Origin of the sequence: Methylobacterium longum, from assembly GCF_022179385.1 — a bacterium.
Taxonomy (GTDB): Bacteria; Pseudomonadota; Alphaproteobacteria; order Rhizobiales; family Beijerinckiaceae; genus Methylobacterium; species Methylobacterium longum.
The window spans coordinates 1-16618 of the sequence record NZ_BPQS01000011.1 but is presented as its reverse complement, the minus strand read 5'-3'; the positions used below and the strand labels follow the sequence as shown (position 1 = coordinate 16618).

Sequence of the window (16618 nt, the reverse complement as noted above, 5' to 3'; positions counted from 1 at the left end):
CACGCCCGCGGGGCGGAAACGGCGGGTCGGCTTGCGACCCGGATCGTCCGCGCGCCCGCTCGGTGACCGTACCGCGGCGGCGATGACGAGATCGGGCTCCTCGCCGGCATCGCGATCCGTCAGGCGACCGCCGAGCGCGGCGCGGGCGGTCGCCCGGTGGGGGCCGTCCGAGCCGCGTCCTTCCCCCGCGCCTTCCCCCCGCGCCTTTCCCCGCGCCTTCCCCCCACGCCTTCCCCCGCGCCTTGGCCCGCGCGGGCACGGCCCGCTCGGTCGACGTCGCGTAGACCTCGCCGTCGACCGGCTCGAAGCATCCCCGCCGGTCCCCGGCCGGGGCCAGGACCGCGTCGACGTTCATCCGCGTTTTGGGCCCTGCGGCCACGCCGCGATGCGGACACGGACAGGGGGCGGGCGAGAGCCGGTGCGGGTGTCGGGGCGTCGGGGGGCGGCGCAGCAGCCCCATGGCGCGCCGCCCCGGGCCCGGCGCGCCCTCGCTCGCTGCGATCCGCCGCCGAGCCGGCGAGGACGCTCACCCGGCGATCGTCTCCAGCGCCACGTTCCGCGTGCGCGGGCCGAGGAGGCCGACGAGGAGGCCCGCTGCCAGCATGGCCATTGAGATGAACAGGAACACGCCCGGCGTGCCGGCCTGACGCAGCACGAAGGCGATGATGAACCCCGTGAAGATCGCCGAGAAGCGGCTCCAGGAATACACGAAGCCCACTGCCCGGGCCCGGATGCCGGTGGGGAACAGCTCGGCCTGATAGGCGTGGAAGCTGTACGACATCACGTTGGAGGCGAGCGTCAGGCCGATGCCGAGGACCACGATGGCGCCGACCTCCGTCGTCCGCGCGAAGGTGAGCCCGCAGGCGATGTAGACGCAGGCGGCCGCCACGATCACGTGCTTGCGCTCGAACCGGTCGGCGATGACAAGTCCGAGCAGCGGCCCGACCGGGGCGGCGAGCGCGATCAGCGCCGTGTAGGCGAGGCTCGACGTGACCGTGATGCCCTGCGCCACCAGAAGGGTCGGGACCCAGTTGGCGAAACCGTAGAAGCCTACGGTCTGGAACACGTTGAAGCCCGCCATCATCAGCGCCCGCCGCCGGAACGGCGGCACCCAGAGGTCGCGGAACGCGCTGCGCGGCTGGACCGGCTCCGCCGCGGCGGGCGCCGGCAGCGGGCGTCCGGATTCGGCCGCCACCTGCGCCTCCAGACGGCGCAGCACCGCGTCCGCCTCCGCGAGACGTCCCTGCTCCACCAGCCAGCGCGGACTTTCCGGCAGGCCCGCGCGCAGCCACCAGACCACGAGGGCCGCCGAGGCTCCGATCAGCACGACCCAGCGCCAGCCGTCGATGCCCAGCGGGGCTGTCGGGATCAGCAGGTACGACAGGAACGCCACCACCGGCACGGCGGTGAAGCCGATGCCCTGGCACAGGGCGAAGGCGCGGCCGCGGACCGCCTTCGGCACCAGTTCCGAGAGGTAGCTGCCGATCGTCACCATCTCCAGCCCGAGGCCGATCCCCGCGACGAGCCGCCAGAGATTGAGGCCGAAGGCCTCGGTCTGGCAGGCCATCACGACGTTGGCCGCCGTGTAGGCCAGGAGCGACCACGTGAAGATCGCCCGCCGCCCGAAACGGTCCGCGAGCCAGCCGCACAGCAGGGTGCCGATGAACAGGCCGGTGAACAGGGCGGCCACGAAGCTCGCGACGCCGCTGGCGCCGAACAGGCCGGGCGTCGTCGGCGTGAGGATCCCGGCCTTGACGAGGCCCGGCGCCACGTAGCCGGTGAACAGCAGGTCGTAGAGTTCGAAGAAGAAGCCGAGGCCGAGGAGGATCACGAGGCGCCAGACCGCCCGGGTCGGCGGCAGCCGGTCGAGGCGCGCCAGAATGAGGCCGGGATCGAGGCCGTCCCGCGCTTCCGTCGTCGCCATGCGCTCCCGCCCCGGACTCAGATGTCGGATCCCCCGCTCGCAACTGCCCTGGAACGGCCAAGCCGGCAAGGGCACCCGGCCCGGTCCCGGGCGGGGCGGCTCACGCCCCGAACACCGACCAGCCCATGCGCTGGGTCAGCCGCTCCAGGGCGATGCGGCCGAGATGGGAATTGCCGGCGGCGTCGAGGCCGGGAGACCAGACCGCGATCGAGGCCCGGCCGGGCGCTACCGCCAGGATGCCGCCGCCGACCCCGCTCTTGCCCGGCAGGCCGACCCGGTAGGCGAACTCGCCCGAGCCGTCGTAGTGGCCGCAGGTCAGCATGATGGCGTTGATGCGGCGCGCCCGCTCCGCCGAGACCACCGAGTGGCCGGTCGCGGGGTTGCGGCCGTTATGGGCGAGGAAGCGGCCGGCCGTGGCGAGCTGGCGGCAGTTCATCGCGATGGCACAGTGGTGGAAGTAGACGCCGAGGATGTAGTCCACCGGATTGTCGATGACACCGAAGGACTTCATGTAGTTGGCGAGCGCGGTGTTGCGGAAGCCCGTGCGCTTCTCCGAAGCCGCCACGGTCTCGTCGATGGCGATGCCCACGTCCTGGGCCAGAAACTGCAGGAAGCGCAGGATCTCGCCCAGCGCCTCGCGCGGCTCGTGACCCGAGAGGATCACGTCGGTGACCGCGATGGCGCCCGCGTTGATGAACGGGTTGCGCGGCACGCCCCGCTCGCGCTCCAGCTGGACGATCGAGTTGAACGGGTTGCCCGAGGGCTCGCGCCCGACCCGCTTCCACAACCGGTCTCCGACCATGCCGAGCGCCAGGGTCAGCGTGAACACCTTCGAGACGCTCTGGATCGAGAACGGCGTCTCGCTGTCGCCGCCCGCGAAGACGCAGCCGTCGGCGTCGATCACCGCGATCCCGAACTGGTTCGGGTCGACGCGGGCGAGTTCGGGGATGTAGTCGGCGACCGCGCCCCGGTCGGAGCGCTGGGCCATCTCCTCGGAGATCTCCCGGATGACGAGGGCGAGTTCGGGCACGGTGAAGCTCACGCGTCGAGATGCGTCGGAACCGGACCGGTTGGCGACGTCTCGGGTGATGCAAGGTCCAGTCCGGCCGCCGCGTGATCTAGCAGCGCCGACGGGTCAAGAGAACCGGTTCGCCCGGCGCCGTACCGGCCGGGCGGCATCGCCGTCCTGGCGCGCGGCAATCCCGGCCGCGCCGCGCGTACGGATGTCAGGCCGCCCCGGATGCTCCCGCTGCGCCGGCGCGGACCGGGAGGGCGTTGAGGGAGGCCGTGTCAGGCGGCGGCGAGCGCCGTGCCCATGGATTCCTTCTTCATCAGCTCCCGGAAGAACCCGTCGAGATGGGTCAGCTTGTCGGGCGAACCGTCCTGCGCGATGCGGCCGCCCTCCAGCACGACGATGCGGTCGAAGTCCTGCAGGGTCGACAACCGGTGCGCGATGGCGATGACGGTGCGGCCCTTCATGAGGTTCGCCAGGGCGTGCCGGATCGCCTGCTCCGACTCGGCGTCCAACGCGGAGGTCGCCTCGTCGAGGAGCAGGATCGGCGAGTTCTTGAGGATGGCCCGCGCGATGGCGATGCGCTGGCGCTGGCCGCCCGAGAGCTTGACGCCCCGGTCGCCGACCATCGTGTCGAACCCTTCCGGAAGGCCCTGGATGAAGTCGGTGCAGTGGGCCGCTTCGGCCGCCTGCCAGACCTCCTCGTCGGTGGCGTCGGGCCGGCCGTAGCGGATGTTCTCGCGCAAGCTGCGGTGGAACATCGACACGTCCTGCGGGACCACCGTGATGGCCTCGCGCAGGGATTCCTGCGTCACCCGGTCGATGTCCTGACCGTTGATCCGGATCGTCCCGCTCTGCACGTCGTAGAAGCGCTGGATCAGCGAGAACAGGGTCGACTTGCCGCCGCCCGACTTGCCCACGAGGCCGACGCGCTGGCCCGGCTCGATCACGAGGTCGAAATCCGTGAAGACCGGGCGCCCGTCCGGGTAGCTGAAGGCGACGTGGTCGAAGGCGATCCGGGCCCCCTGGCCGGTCAGCGGCTTCGCCTCCGGATGGTCCACGAGATCGTGCGGCTGGAGCAGGGTGTGGAGCGCCTCGGACAGGCGGGCCGTGTGCTGCGTGGCGTCGACCAGCGCCACCGCAAGGTCGCGGGTGGCGGCGAGGATGCGGATGCCGAGGGTGCAGACCAGCACGACCTGACCGTTCGTCGCCTGCCCGGCCTCCCACATCTGGATCGCCCAGTAGAGCAGGCCGAAGACCGCCAGGACGGTGAGCACCGCGTGCACGATGCGCAGCTTCTCGAGGTAGAGCAGCGACGAGCGCCGGGCCCGCATCTCGGTGGCGATGGTGCCCTCGAAGCGCTGGCCCTCGCGCTTGAACGCCGAGAAGGCGCGCACGAGGGACATGTTGCCGACGAGGTCGACCATCTCGCCGTCGACGGAGGCGGCCTTGGCGGCGAAGTCGTGGTGCAAGGGCCGGCCGGCCGAGGCCATCTTGAACATCAGAATGACGACGGCGGCGAAGACGCCCGCCAGGATCCCCGCCATGGTGAGGTTGACGGTGGCGATGTAGGCGATCGACCCGAAGGCCGCGACCGTCGGCGGCATCACGTTGAACACGAACATGTTCTCGACCGTGAAGATCGCGTTCGAGGTCGCCGTGATGCGCGAGGCCAGCGTACCCGGCTGACGGTCCGAGAAGAAGGTCGGCGAGTGGCCGGTCAGGTGCCGGAACAGGTCCCGCCGGATGTCGCCGGTGATGCCCACGAAGGTGAAGGCGCCGGTCAGCGCCGCCACGCGCCAGAGCATGTTGTCGGCGGCGATGAAGGCGATCAGGACCCCTAGCGCACCCCAGATCACGGTGTTGCCGGGGCCCGGGCCCTTGGTCAGCGCGTCGACCACCCCCTTCAGGGCGTAATCGGTCGAGACCGAGAAGCCGACGGCGCCCAGCACCGAGACCAGGATGACCAGGTGCGGCAGCCAGCGGCGGCGGAGATAGCGCCCGACGAAGGCGAAGGGCCTCTCGGCGTATCGATGCAGCTCTTCCATCGCGGTGACCATTCCGTATTCGCGCGGCTTTGGCTTACGGGCTGAGGCGGAGTGCAGCGCGGGGGCAGTCTGACCCGCAGCGGCAACGCGAGAGCGTTGCCATATGTTTCACCGGTCCGCACCGTCGTTGCGCTTTTATCCGCACAATCTGAACGCCGCTTGAGCGGCGCGGAAACATGAAGCGAATTCGGTGCCGCGGCGCGTCAGCCCGCCGATGGCGGCTGGCGCGTCTCCGGCATGATCAGCGCGACCAGCATGAAGGCCAGGAAGCCCACCACGGCGAGGCCCAGGAAGGCGCTGTGGCTGCCGAGCCGGTCGGCCATGATCCCCGCCAGCGAGGTCGAGAGGGCGGCGCCGATGCCCATGGCGGTGCCGACCGCGCCGAGGGCGAGGTTGAAGCGTCCCGTGCCGCGGGTGAGATCGGACACGACGAGCGGCACCATCACGCCGAGCACCGAGGCCGAGATCCCGTCGAGGACCTGGATGCCGACCAGGCCGTAGGGGTTGGTGGTGTAGGCGAGCAGCAGGCCGCGGACGGGGAGCGCCGCGAAGCCGAACAGGAGGACCGGGTAGCGCCCGAACCGTTCGGCCGCCCGGCCGACCGCCGGGGCGCTGACGGCCAGGACCGCCTGCGGGACCATGATGCAGGCGGCGACCAGCGCGGTGGCGGTCTCGCTCGCCCGCAGGGTCAGGACGCTGCCGACCAGCGGCAGCATCGCGGCGTTGGCCAGGAAGAACAGCACCATGCAGGCCGCGAAGCACAGGAGCCCGCGGTTGGTCAGCAGCGCCCGGATTCCGTCCGATCCGGCCGGGGCGGGCGGCGCGGCCAGGGACGGGGCGGCCACGGGTGCTTCCCGGAACACCTCCGGGTCGATGTCCTGGGCGCGGATGCGGGCGAGCGCGATGATCGTCGGCACGACGAGCGCCGCGGTCAGGTAGAACACGGCGCCGTTCGACAGGTAATAGCCGATGGCGCCCATGCCGGCGGCGCCGAGCGCGTTGCCGACCGCCGCGAAGCTCGCGTTGCGGCCGAGGCGCTCGCCCGCCCGGGCCCGCCCGACGAGGCCGATGCTGATCGCCGCGATGGCCGGCGTCAGCACGCAGCTCGCCGCGGAGTGGACCGCCATCGCCAGGAGCACGACGAGGAAGCTCGGCCAGACCGCCAGCGCGAAGGCGCTGCCCGAGATGCCGATCACCGCCACCGCGGCGGCGAAGCGCTTCGAGCGCACCACGTCGACGAAGGCGCCCCCGGGCACCTGCCCGAGCAGCGCGACGAGGCTTCCGACCGTGAGGGCGAAGCCGATGTCGGACTGCGTCCACTTGGCCTGCGAGAAGTAGACCGCCAGGAAGGGCCCGAACCCGGTCTGCAGGTTGGCCACGAAGAACGCGAAGGCGTCCAGCCCGTAGCGGCTCGCCCCCGCGATGGCGCGTCCCGGCGCCGCGGTTCCGGCCGGCGGCGCAGGCTCGCGCGGGCGCTCGGCCGCCGGATCCTTCAGGCGGAGGGGGCGGGTACGGGGATCCTGCCGGGACACCTCGCGCTCGCGGGGGGAAGCGGCGGGTCTGACCTTCAATCGGGCCACCGTCATTTATCCGGCGCTTTCTCCGGCGGTGTCGCGGCCGGGGCCGTGACGGCGGGCGACGCACCGACGGGGGCGGCCTGCGGTGCGGAGGAGCCGGCGGGTGCGGTGCCGGGAAGGGGGGGGCCGGCAGGAGGCGCGGCGGCCGGCGTCGCGGCCTGTTCGCCCTCGGAGACGGGGGCGGCCGGACTCGCGGGACCGAGAACGACGATCGGCTCGCCGGCCTTGTACTCCGGCGAGACGCGGACTTGGTTGCGCGTCAGCGCCACGGACAACTTGCGCTCCTTGCCGCCCTCCGCCGAGAAGCGCAGCGCGCGCCAGTCCACGGCGATCTTGCGGGTGCCGACTCCGAGGAACCCGCCGAAATCGATGATCGCGGCGCGGGGATGGCCGTCCTTGTCGATGATGATGTCGATCACCCGCCCGAGTTCGTCGCCGCCGGCGCTGCGCACGCTGCGGCCGAGCAGGCTCTCGTAATCCTGGGTGTCCAGCACCGTGGCCGGGGTGCCCTGCTGCTGGGCCTGCGGTGCAGGCGTCGCCGAAGGCGGCGGCGGGTTGGCGGGCGGCGGGCTCGTGGGCGGCGGGCTCGCGGGCGGTGCGTTGGCGGTGGCGGGCGGGGTGGCCGGGGTGTTCGGAGCCGGCACGGCGGCCGGGGCCTGCGGCTGAGCTTGGCCGGACGCGCCGTCGCCGCCGGCGGGCTGGACCTGCGCCGCAGCTCCCGACGCCCAGAGGGCGAGCGTCACGGCCGCGATCATCCGGTTGGTTCTGAACACGCTTCGTCCTCTGAGGAAGGGCCGGGCCGGGCCGGCACGCCGACGCAACCGCGACCGTATCGGCCGGTTCCAGGTCCGCCAGCGACGGGAGCCCGCCCGCGGTGAGCCGTCGTGACGCAGGACCTGGGCGAAGTTATGGACCCCACCGGGCCGGCAGCAAGGTCCGGACCGCCGCGCCGGCGTCCCCATGGCGGCTGCGACAACGTCTGGTTTTCGCCGCAACCCCGGCGTAGGAAGCGGTGCAAAGCCGATACGGGCTGCGGATGGCACCGCGGCCCCCTGCGAGGACTGAACGATGTCGACCCACCCCACCTCGAGAAGCGCCGCGGCGCGCGGGCTCGTGCTCGGCACGGCCCTGGCCGGATTGGTGGCGGGTTGCCAGGCGCTCGGCGGCGGCGGCGGCGTGATGCCGGACACGCAGGTCGGGCTGCCGCCGTCCCTGAGGGGCGCCCTTCCCAATCGCGAGCCCCAGAATGCCGGGGTCGACTCGGAAGGCCGGCCGCTTCAGACCGCGCCGACGCGGCAGCTGGCGCTTCCCAAGAGCGCCGGCGCCGGGACCCGGACCGCGGATGCGGGTGAGCGGCGGATCCGGCGCGACGAGCTTGACGGCGGCAACGGCGCGGTCGGGGGCAGCGCCGGCGGCGGTGCCATGGGTCCGATGCTGTCGCCGGGCGGCAGCGTCGGTCTCGGCGGGAAGTTCTGAGCCGGGGCGATCGAGCGCGGGCGCGGCCGTTCACGCCGTAGGGGCGCGCCCGCCGTAGAAATCCTCGATCCGTCCGCCGTAGGTCGGGTCCGTGAACCCGTCCTCGCCCGATCCATGGTTGGGCGCGCCGGCGAGGTCGGCCGGGTCGATGTCGATGACGTATCCGCCGAGTTCCGTGCTGTAGGTCAGGGCCTTCCACGGCAGGGGGTGATGGTTCTCGCCGAGGCCCAGGAAGCCGCCGAAAGCCAGCACCGCGTAGGCGACCTGTCCCGAGATCTTGTCCACCATGAAATTGTGGACGGCGCCGAGGTGGCGACCCGTGCTGTCGTAGACGGCCGTCCCCTCGACCTTGTTGGACGCGATGAGCCGGCTGGTCTCGTCGATGGCGACACCGGGTCCGGTCGGATCCAGTTCCAGGCTGCCGGGTTTCCGCACAGCGCGCTCGTTGGGCAAGTCCGTCGGCATGCGCACTCCCAAATCGCGGATGCGGCGGGGCCGCATCCCGTAGTCCCTGCGGACTAAGCGGATCGGCGCACGCAGGTTCCGCAGGCCGGCCACGGCTCCGCGGCCGGGCCGCACGTCGGCCGCCCCGGAGATCGGATGGTCAGAGATCGGTCGGTAGGCCCGCGCTGGCGCGCCGCTGGTTGATCCGGTCGCGAACCGAGCGGCTGGCCAGGAACATCTCGAAGCCGAAGGCGACGAGGGCGCACAGCGTGCACAGGATCGCCGAACCGAACAGGCCGAACAGCAGCGTCGCCACGGTGCTGTCGCGCAGGGCGCCGACGAACAGCGTCAGCACCGATCCGCAGGTCGCGACGCCGCCCAGGGCGGCCAGGAACACGGCGGCGTCGAGGGCGAGCGAGCGCCGGTACAGCCGGTCGAGCCGCCGGCCCAGGAGGTGACGCTCCGCATCCCCAGCGCCGGCCAGCAGGCCGGTGACGCGGTCCGCCTGATCCGCTACGCGGGCGAGGCGCGTGCCGAAGACGTTGAGCAGCGTGGCGATCCCGGACAGCAGGAACACGGGGCTCAGCGCCACCTGGACGACGTGGGCCGTGCTCTCGAGGGTCGCGGGGAGGATCGGGTCGGTCATGCCGCCCGGCAGATGCACCGGAGCGAGGACTGGGGCAATCCCTGGGGCCATTGCGGCCGTCTCAGACGAGGCCGCGCCCCTGTTCCGAGCCGTGGGCGGCGGGCTCGGCGCGGATGCCGAACCCGAGCGCCGCCACGAGCCCGGTGGCGAGCAGAAGCGCGAGCGTGAGGGCTGGAGCAAACATGACTGTACTTCAGGCGCGGGATTGTTAAGAGCAGGTTTCGCGCTCGCGGATTTGATGAATAATCTTCCGGGCCGCGCGAGTCGGCGGCTTCCAGTGTGGATTTCCGCGCGTGCCTTGTGGATGAGCGGCCCGCGAAGGCAATTTCCCCTTGGAACGGCGGCATCACCGCTTAGTTGCTGCTATGCTGGCTCGGCCGTGGGGCGATCATGCCCCGGCCTGCGGCCCGAGAACCGGAGGAAGTTTATGGCCACGAAGACCGAGAAGGCTGCACCGAAGGCGGCCAAGACCACCACCAAGCCTGAGGCGAAGGCCGCTCCGGCCAAGGCCGCGAAGCCCGCCGCTGCCAAGGCCGCCGGCACGAAGCCGAACGCCCTGCAGCAGCCGCTCAAGCCGTCGGCCGAACTCGGCGCCATCGTCGGCACCAGCCCGCTCGCGCGCGGCGAGGTGGTCAGCAAGGTTTGGGATTACATCAAGAAGAACAACCTTCAGAATCCGCAGAACAAGCGCGAGATCGTGGCCGACGACAAGCTCAAGAAGGTCTTCGGTAAGGACAAGTGCTCCATGTTCGAGATGAACAAGCATCTCGCCGCGCACCTGAAGGCCTGAACGTATCCTAGAGCCGCGCCCGAGACCTCGTCCGGGCCGACGGCTCTAGAACGGTCACGCTCCACCCGTCGGACCAGACCATCGGCACCGATTGCTGGGTTCGCCACAGGCGAGAGCCCGGAATCCCCTACCGCGGATGCTGACACCGGATCCGGCGGGCCCGCCCGCCCCGATCGGGTGGGCTCGGCGGCGCGGGATTTCGGGCTTCGCTGTGCGAGACCGGTCGAGGCCGAAAACCCGGGCCGGCAGGGGGCCGGTCGCGCCCCGCGGGCGATGGCCTCCGCCGACGATCCGGAGACCGTCGGCGTCGCGCCGGCCTATGCGAGACCCTGCAGGACGCCGCCGTCCACCCGAAGCGCGGCGCCGGTGGTCGCGCTCGCCGCCGGGCTGCACAGGTAGGCGACGAGGTTCGCCACCTCCTCCACGTGCGCGAGCCGACGGATCAGCGAGGACGGGCGGTGCTCGGCGACGAAGGCGCGGCCCATGGCGTCGAGGTCGGCGTCGGCCTTGCCGCCGGCCATCTGCTTCATGAATTCCGCCACGCCCTCCGAGAGGGTCGGGCCGGGCAGCACGCTGTTCACGGTGACGCCGGAGCCGGCCACGGTCTGGGCGAGGCCGCGTGAGATCGCGAGCTGCGCGGTCTTGGTCATCCCGTAATGGATCATCTCGGTCGGGGTGTTGATGCCCGACTCGCTGGAGATGAAGATCACCCGGCCCCAGCCGCGCTCCGCCATGCCGGCCGCGTAGGCGCGGGACAGGCGCACGCCGCTCATCACGTTGACGTCGAAGAAGCGCTGCCAGTCCGCGTCCGGGATCTCGAAGAACGGCTTCGGCTCGAAGATCCCGGTGTTGTTGACGAGGATGTCCACCGCCGGCAGGGCCTGGACCAGGGCGGCGGCGCCCTCAGCGGTGGCGACGTCGGCCGGCGCCGCGAAGGCGCGGCCGGCCTTGGCCTCGCCCCGCAGCCTCGCCAGCGCCGCCTCGACCCGCTCCGGCGAGCGGCCGTTGATGCCGACCTCGGCGCCGAGATCGCAGAGTTCCTTGGCGATGGCGTAGCCGATGCCGGCGGTCGAACCGGTGACGAGGGCCTTCCGGCCGGTGAGGTCGAGATCCATGGGGCTCTCCAGCACTTGAACCGAGGCGTCAACGCCTGCGGGCCCGGTCGGTGGCAGGCCGCGGCCGTCTAGCCGCTTCGACTCCGCCGCAGAACGCTGGCGCAGCCGCCGATGATCGCGAGGGCGACGGCGCAGGACAGCGAGAGGGTCACGGGACGCTCGGGTCCGAGGCCGTGCGTCAGGCCGAAGATCACCGCCACCAGGGCCGCGCCGAGCGACTGGCCGGTGAGCCGCGCCGTCGACTGCATCCCGCTCGCCCCGCCGGCGCGCTCGCGGGGCGCCGAGGTGACGATCACCTTGTTGTTGGGGGACTGGAACAGGCCGAAGCCGAGGCCGCACAGGGTCAGGCGCCAGGCGATGTCGAGGGTGCCGGGGGCCGCAGGCAGGAGGGTCACGCCGACGAGGCCGGCGGCCATCATCGCCAGCCCGATCCCGCCGAGGATGCCCGGCGGGTAGCGGTCGGCGAGGCGTCCGGAGATCGGGGCCATCACGGCCACCGCGATCGGCCAGGGGGTGAGGAGGAAGCCGGTCTGCGTGCTGGAGAGGTGCAGCACGTCCTGGAAGTAGAACGGCAGCGTCACGTAGGAGACCATCTGGGCGCAGAACGACGCGACCGAGGTCGCCATCGAGAGGGCGAAGGCCGGAATCCGCAGCAGGTCCACCGGCAGGAGCGGCGCCGGCAGCCGCATCTGGCGGCGGACGAAGACCGCGCCGATCACCAGGGCGCCGACGAGTTCGGCGACGGCGATCCGCTGTCGGTCCGGGTCGCCCAGACCGTCGATGCCGATGATCAGCAGGCCGAAGGTCAGCGCGTTGAGCGCGGCGCTCACGAGGTCGAAGGGCCGGCCGCTGGCCGGCGTGGCCGGCAGGGTGCGGGAGGCGACCGCCAGGGCCAGCAGGCCCACCGGGATGTTGACCAGGAACAGCCAGGGCCAGGTCGCCACCGAGAGGATCGCGGCCGCCACCGTCGGGCCGGCGGCCGAGGCGACGGCCACCACCAGCGCGACGTTGGCCACGCCCTGGCCGATCATCCGATGCGGATAGATGAAGCGCACGAACCCGATGTTGACGCTCATGATCGCGGCGCCGCCGAGCCCCTGGACGATGCGGGCCGCGATGAGGAGGGGCAGGCTCGGCGCGACCGCGCAGGCGAAGGAGGCGGCGACGAACACCGCCAGCCCCGGCAGGTAGACCTTCCGGAAGCCGAAGATGTCGCCGAGCGCCGCGAAGGGCAGCAGGCTCGCCGTCACCGCGACCTGATAGGCGTTGACCACGAAGATCGCGTCGGCGGGCTTGACCGCGAGGTCCTTGGCCATCACGGGCAGCGCCACGTTGACGATCGCCCCGTCGAGGACCGCCATGGTCATGGCCAGCGCGATCGCCGCCATGGCCAGCACGCGCTCGCGGGGCGGCAGGCCGTCACTGGAGCTGTCCCGCGTGGCGCCGCCGGGACCGTGCGGAACCTGCGCCATGCTCGCGCGCTCCTGCGGCGTCCCGGCCGGCGACGTCGATGGCTGGGGTGATCCGGGCGCGGGTGCGCCGCGGATGCCGTTCCCTGTCGCGCAGGCGGCGCGGCCCGTCGAGGGTCGCGATGTGTCCTATGTCACGGCGCGGACGGATTTGCCCGCGGTGCGGAGCCGGGGCTGGAAACGGGGCGGCCCCCGACGAGGTCCGCGCCGGGTTCCCGGCACCGCGGTGCCCCGGGGGCTGATCCGGGAACCCGCGCGCGGAGCGCCGGGCAGCGGCTCCGGAGCCCCCCCTGTCGGCCCCCTTCAGGGGACGCCCGTCACGCCAGCAGGTAGGTCAGCAGCGAGCGGAGCTGCGCCGGCTTGATCGGCTTGCGCACGAGTTCGGCGCCGGCCGCCGTCACCCGCTCCTCGACGTCGTCGGTGTGGTCGGCCGTGGTGACGATCGCCGGGAGCGGCGTGGTCCGTCCCGCCCGGAGATAGGCGGCCACGTCGAGCCCGCAGGCGCCGTCGTCCAGATGGTAGTCGAGCACCAGGATGTCCGGCGCCGAGAGGCCCGCCTCCACGGCGGCGCGCACGCCCGCCACATCCCGGAAGGTCGAGACCCGGGCGTCCCAGTTCTGCAGGAGGCGCGCCAGGGCGTCCGCCGTGGAGGCGTCGTTCTCGACCACCACGACATGCGCCCCCGACAGCCGCGTCGCCACTGGGGCCGGTGGTGCCGCCGCGGCCGGGATTGCGCTCACGGGCAGCGCCAGGGTGACCCGCGTGCCGTGGCCCGGCCGCGAGGCGAGGGTCAGGGGATGATCGAGCGCCTGCGCCATGCGGCGGACGATGGACAGACCGAGGCCGAGGCCCGGCTCCTCCCCCGTGCAGGCGAGCGCCGTGCCGCGGAAGAACTCGTCGAAGACGAGCTCCCGGTCCTCGGCGGCGATGCCGCAGCCGGTATCGGTCACCTCCACGCGGACGCCGCCGCCCCGGCGCCGCGCCGCCAGGATGATCCCGCCCGCGCGCGTGTACCGGACCGCGTTCGAGACGAGGTTCTGCAGGATGCGTTGCAGGAGCACCCCGTCGGTGGTGACGGTCACGTCCGGACAGCGCACGGAGAGCCGCAGGCCCTTGCGCTCGGCGAACGGCTTGAAGCTCTCCGCCAGCTCCGCGAGTAGGCCGGGCAGGAACGTCGGCTGCAGCTGCGGCCGGACCACGCCGGCGTCGAGCTTGGAGATGTCGAGCAGCGTCTTGATCAGGTCCTCGATGGTCTGCAGGCCGCGCTCGACCTGACCGGCGATCGCGCGCGCCTCCGGCGGCACGTCGAGATCGGCCATCGCCGAGATCGAAAGGCGGGCGGCATTCACCGGCTGGAGCAGGTCGTGGCTCGCCGCCGCCAGGAACCGGGTCTTCGAGCGGTTGGCGGTCTCGGCCTCCTCCTTGGCGACCGCGAGCGCCGCGTTGGAGCGCTCAAGCCGGTGCATGAGCCCGGTCAGCTCCTCGGTACGGGTGCGAACCCGGCCTTCCAGCATGATGGCGGTCTGGAACAGCGAGTAGGCGCTGCCCCGCTGGTCCATGGTGCGCTCGACATGGGACATCAGCGCGGCATTGATGCGCTCGAGCTTCTCGATCCGTCGATGCAGCGACGCGTCGGTCTCGAGGCCGTTCGGGTGTACGGTCACGACACGGCCGGAGCCGGGGCCGGGCCCGGCGCCTCCTCCGCCAGGGTCTTGCCGATGGCGATGCCCGTGAAGGTCTGGTTCAGGTGCATCGCCCGATACTGCTCGCCGAAGGTCTCGAAGCCGACGACGTTGTAGCGGCGGTAGAGGTCGGCGATGCCGTGGCGGACCTGCCGGCTCTCGGCGTCGAGGCGGCGCAGCACGCACTCGAAGCCGATGATCAGATCGACGCCGCCCAGCGCCGCGTCGAGGCGCGCCAGCTCGGTCCGCGTGGAGGCCACGATGTCCTGAGGCTCGGCCAGCGTGAGCACGACGCCCTCGTCCACCGCGCAGAAGAAGCTGAGCGACCCGTCCTCGTTCATCCGGCGGATCGAGCGGCAGAAATACTCGCCGCCGACCTTCACGGCCAGCGGGTAGGCGGCGAAGCTCATCGGCGACAGGCCTTCGGGATCGAGGCCGATCGCCATCGCGTATTCCCGCGCCGCCGGCTCGGCGTTGAGTTCGTGCACGGTGCGGCGCTCGCCGTCCGAGGCGGTGACCACGAACTTCGTCTGCGTCGGCTCGAAATTGTCGCTCTTGAAGATTTCCACGGAAAAGTCGGTCTCGACGAGGATCAGGACCGCCGCCTTGCGGTGGATCCGGCCGCCGTGGAGCAGCACCGCGTCCCGGAAGCGAAGGTCGTCGCCGGCCGAGCCGCCGACGATCGGGATGCCGTCGAGCGCCCAGGCGATGGCGGAGACCACCGTCTCCTCGGCGTTGGCGAGCCCGTCGATCAGGGACAGGGCGAAGCGGCGCCCCGCGACGGTGGGCTCGCCGTCGCGACCCCGGTCGGACGGGTCGAGGGTCCGGCGCAGCGCCCGCACCGCCGAGGCGGTCCGCTCCACGTCGAGATGATCGATGGCATCCAGCACGGTGGAGACGATGCGGAACCGCTCCGCCGGGAACGCGATGGCGACGAGGCCGCGGTCGAGACCGCCGGCGGGCGCGATGCCGCCGGACATCGAGCAGCCGGCCACCGGCACGCCGGGGAAGCGGCTCTCCAGCGCGTGCGCGAGGATCTCGGCGTCGTAATCGGCGGAGAAGAACACGACGATCTGCGACAGGGCGGCGTCGGCGACGGCCTCCGCGACATCCGACACCGCGTCGACGGCCGAGGCCGCCTCCGTCCAGGCCGTCCGGATGCCGCACAGATGGCGGCACACTCCCGATCCCTGAGCCACGTTTCCCCCTGACGACCCCCTCGGCGGGCTTGGCGCTCGCTCTTCAGTGTCCTCAGGCGAGTATGTCGTGCGCAACCAACCGGTGCAACCGGGCGTCCGAGGTCCGATCTTCGCGGGCGGCTCCGGAACGAGGGGCCGGAAGGCGGACCCGGCCTCGCCGGCCTCACTTCATGCAGGCGTCCTCGGCCTTCTCGAAGGCGGCCGGCTTGGGCTCGTGCTCGGGCGGACGGTTGCGGCCGAGGGCTCCCTCGGCGCGGGCGCGCAGATACGTGTAGATGTCGGGCATGTAGCACATGACGTTCCGGTTATCCCCGAAGGCGGGCATCACCAGTTCCTGCGCGGCGTTCACGTCCTTCTTGCCGCCCACGACGATGCCGGCGAACTGCGCGTAGCTCATGCCCTTCAGGGCATCGACCAGCGAGGGCGCGTAGGTCGAGCCCATCCCGTCTGGACCGTGGCAGACGATGCAGTTGGCGCTGTACCGGAGGTAGCCGGACATCGTGTACCAGTCGACCTTCTTGCCGGCGTCGGTGACGTGATAGGTCGGATCGCCGTTCTGATCCGTATATTGACCGTCCTGCACTTTGGCCGGCTGGGTCGAGCCGTCGCTCTTCAGATCTCCGGGCGTCGTGCCCGTCGCGGAGGGCTGGGTCGGCGGCGTGGCGGCGGCCCCGGGGGTCACCCCGAGTAGACCCGCCGTGATCCCGACCAGCACGATCTTGGCGAATGGTTCTGCCGCGCACCGCATGAGCGTTCCTCCGGCCGCCCACAGACATTTGTCGGTGGCGCGACGGGGGGATAACGAGGTGCGCCCGCATCGATCACAGCGGAGGATGTTCACGTTTCCGCGCCTGAGCCGCAGCGTGCCGCCGGGCCCGAGTGCCGCCACGGCTTATCCGCGTTGCGCACAGCATTAACCTTCTGTTAATCGGCGCATTGCGGCCGGCCCTCCGGCGTGAGAGCTTTCGTTAACGAGAGCTTAACGGTTGGGTCACGGCGATGCGGTTCGCGGCTTCCAAGGTGCAGGGACTGGTTTCCGGTGCCGCATCGCGTCGGCTCTCCCGCGCTCGTCGCGCCGTGGCCGTCCTCGCTTTGGCGGCCCTCGGCTTCGCCGGCGGCGCCGAGGCACAGACGCTGGCGAGCCTTCCGACGGAGGCGGGTGCGCGGGTTCAGGGGGACGCCAAGCCGCTCGCCGCCTGGGTGACGTTCTGCCAGGCTTACGCGGCGGAGTGCACG

The 16618-nt window shown here is 71.8% G+C and carries 15 protein-coding genes; 2 read left to right on the top strand and 13 right to left on the bottom strand.

Going from position 1 to position 16618, the window contains the following annotated elements:
* Positions 1-526 precede the first annotated feature (526 nt).
* The 5 genes from MFF58_RS12330 to MFF58_RS12310 all read right to left on the bottom strand — a co-directional run bounded on the left by MFF58_RS12330 (position 527) and on the right by MFF58_RS12310 (position 7316).
* The gene (locus MFF58_RS12330) at positions 527-1924 is read right to left on the bottom strand and encodes an MFS transporter (protein WP_238287705.1); all 1398 of its coding nucleotides are present in this window, start codon (positions 1922-1924) and stop codon (positions 527-529) included.
* Positions 1925-2024: 100 nt separating this feature from the next.
* The gene (locus MFF58_RS12325; protein WP_238287933.1) at positions 2025-2954 is read right to left on the bottom strand and encodes a glutaminase; all 930 of its coding nucleotides are present in this window, start codon (positions 2952-2954) and stop codon (positions 2025-2027) included.
* A gap of 260 nt (positions 2955-3214) precedes the next feature.
* On the bottom strand, positions 3215-4984 hold the full coding sequence (locus MFF58_RS12320; protein WP_238287704.1) for an ABC transporter ATP-binding protein: 1770 nt from the start codon (positions 4982-4984) through the stop codon (positions 3215-3217).
* 203 nt (positions 4985-5187) lie between these two features.
* Positions 5188-6570: an MFS transporter gene (locus MFF58_RS12315; protein ID WP_238287702.1), complete on the bottom strand. Its 1383-nt coding sequence runs from the start codon at positions 6568-6570 to the stop codon at positions 5188-5190.
* On the bottom strand, positions 6567-7316 hold the full coding sequence (locus MFF58_RS12310; RefSeq protein ID WP_238287931.1) for a PRC-barrel domain-containing protein: 750 nt from the start codon (positions 7314-7316) through the stop codon (positions 6567-6569). Before MFF58_RS12310 ends, MFF58_RS12315 begins: the two co-directional genes overlap by 4 nt.
* A 313-nt stretch (positions 7317-7629) precedes the next feature.
* Between MFF58_RS12310 and MFF58_RS12305 the strand changes: the two genes are divergently transcribed.
* Positions 7630-8037 carry a hypothetical protein gene (locus MFF58_RS12305; protein ID WP_238287700.1) on the top strand — a complete coding sequence of 136 codons (408 nt, stop codon included), beginning with the start codon at positions 7630-7632 and terminating at the stop codon, positions 8035-8037.
* Positions 8038-8067: 30 nt separating this feature from the next.
* Here the strand turns inward: MFF58_RS12305 and MFF58_RS12300 are convergent, their stop codons facing one another.
* From MFF58_RS12300 to MFF58_RS32260, 3 genes are all read right to left on the bottom strand, one after another.
* A complete protein-coding gene (locus MFF58_RS12300; protein WP_238287699.1) occupies positions 8068-8502 on the bottom strand; it encodes a PRC-barrel domain-containing protein in 435 nt (144 codons plus the stop codon).
* Positions 8503-8641: 139 nt separating this feature from the next.
* On the bottom strand, positions 8642-9127 hold the full coding sequence (locus MFF58_RS12295; protein ID WP_238287915.1) for a DUF2721 domain-containing protein: 486 nt from the start codon (positions 9125-9127) through the stop codon (positions 8642-8644).
* A 61-nt stretch (positions 9128-9188) separates the two neighbouring features.
* The gene (locus MFF58_RS32260) at positions 9189-9311 is read right to left on the bottom strand and encodes a hypothetical protein (protein WP_279603239.1); all 123 of its coding nucleotides are present in this window, start codon (positions 9309-9311) and stop codon (positions 9189-9191) included.
* A gap of 243 nt (positions 9312-9554) precedes the next feature.
* Here MFF58_RS32260 and MFF58_RS12290 point away from each other — a divergent pair, with 243 nt between their 5' ends.
* Positions 9555-9917, top strand: a complete 363-nt coding sequence (locus tag MFF58_RS12290) for an SWIB/MDM2 domain-containing protein (RefSeq protein ID WP_238287697.1) — start codon at positions 9555-9557, stop codon at positions 9915-9917.
* Positions 9918-10234: 317 nt separating this feature from the next.
* Here the strand turns inward: MFF58_RS12290 and MFF58_RS12285 are convergent, their stop codons facing one another.
* The 5 genes from MFF58_RS12285 to MFF58_RS12265 form a co-directional block, all read right to left on the bottom strand.
* Positions 10235-11032, bottom strand: coding sequence for an SDR family NAD(P)-dependent oxidoreductase (locus MFF58_RS12285; RefSeq protein WP_238287696.1), 798 nt, complete (start codon positions 11030-11032; stop codon positions 10235-10237).
* A 68-nt stretch (positions 11033-11100) separates the two neighbouring features.
* Positions 11101-12504, bottom strand: a complete 1404-nt coding sequence (locus MFF58_RS12280; protein ID WP_238287695.1) for an MFS transporter — start codon at positions 12502-12504, stop codon at positions 11101-11103.
* Between the two features lie 314 nt (positions 12505-12818).
* Positions 12819-14165, bottom strand: coding sequence for an ATP-binding response regulator (locus MFF58_RS12275; RefSeq protein ID WP_238287694.1), 1347 nt, complete (start codon positions 14163-14165; stop codon positions 12819-12821).
* Positions 14162-15382 carry an FIST signal transduction protein gene (locus MFF58_RS12270; RefSeq protein WP_238287692.1) on the bottom strand — a complete coding sequence of 407 codons (1221 nt, stop codon included), beginning with the start codon at positions 15380-15382 and terminating at the stop codon, positions 14162-14164. The genes MFF58_RS12275 and MFF58_RS12270 overlap by 4 nt, the downstream gene beginning before the upstream one ends.
* Before the next feature lie 163 nt (positions 15383-15545).
* On the bottom strand, positions 15546-16130 hold the full coding sequence (locus MFF58_RS12265; protein ID WP_238287690.1) for a c-type cytochrome, methanol metabolism-related: 585 nt from the start codon (positions 16128-16130) through the stop codon (positions 15546-15548).
* Positions 16131-16618: the final 488 nt, after the last annotated feature.

Bases quoted from the DNA above. Each gene is read 5' to 3' on its own strand.
- MFF58_RS12290 (WP_238287697.1), top strand. From the start codon at position 9,555: ATGGCCACGAAGACCGAGAAGGCTGCACCGAAGGCGGCCAAGACCACC.
- MFF58_RS12320 (WP_238287704.1), bottom strand. From the start codon at position 4,984: ATGGAAGAGCTGCATCGATACGCCGAGAGGCCCTTCGCCTTCGTCGGG.
- MFF58_RS12300 (WP_238287699.1), bottom strand. From the start codon at position 8,502: ATGCCGACGGACTTGCCCAACGAGCGCGCTGTGCGGAAACCCGGCAGC.
- MFF58_RS12285 (WP_238287696.1), bottom strand. From the start codon at position 11,032: ATGGATCTCGACCTCACCGGCCGGAAGGCCCTCGTCACCGGTTCGACC.
- MFF58_RS32260 (WP_279603239.1), bottom strand. From the start codon at position 9,311: ATGTTTGCTCCAGCCCTCACGCTCGCGCTTCTGCTCGCCACCGGGCTC.
- MFF58_RS12265 (WP_238287690.1), bottom strand. From the start codon at position 16,130: ATGCGGTGCGCGGCAGAACCATTCGCCAAGATCGTGCTGGTCGGGATC.
- MFF58_RS12280 (WP_238287695.1), bottom strand. From the start codon at position 12,504: ATGGCGCAGGTTCCGCACGGTCCCGGCGGCGCCACGCGGGACAGCTCC.
- MFF58_RS12310 (WP_238287931.1), bottom strand. From the start codon at position 7,316: ATGATCGCGGCCGTGACGCTCGCCCTCTGGGCGTCGGGAGCTGCGGCG.
- MFF58_RS12330 (WP_238287705.1), bottom strand. From the start codon at position 1,924: ATGGCGACGACGGAAGCGCGGGACGGCCTCGATCCCGGCCTCATTCTG.
- MFF58_RS12305 (WP_238287700.1), top strand. From the start codon at position 7,630: ATGTCGACCCACCCCACCTCGAGAAGCGCCGCGGCGCGCGGGCTCGTG.
- MFF58_RS12295 (WP_238287915.1), bottom strand. From the start codon at position 9,127: ATGACCGACCCGATCCTCCCCGCGACCCTCGAGAGCACGGCCCACGTC.
- MFF58_RS12315 (WP_238287702.1), bottom strand. From the start codon at position 6,570: ATGACGGTGGCCCGATTGAAGGTCAGACCCGCCGCTTCCCCCCGCGAG.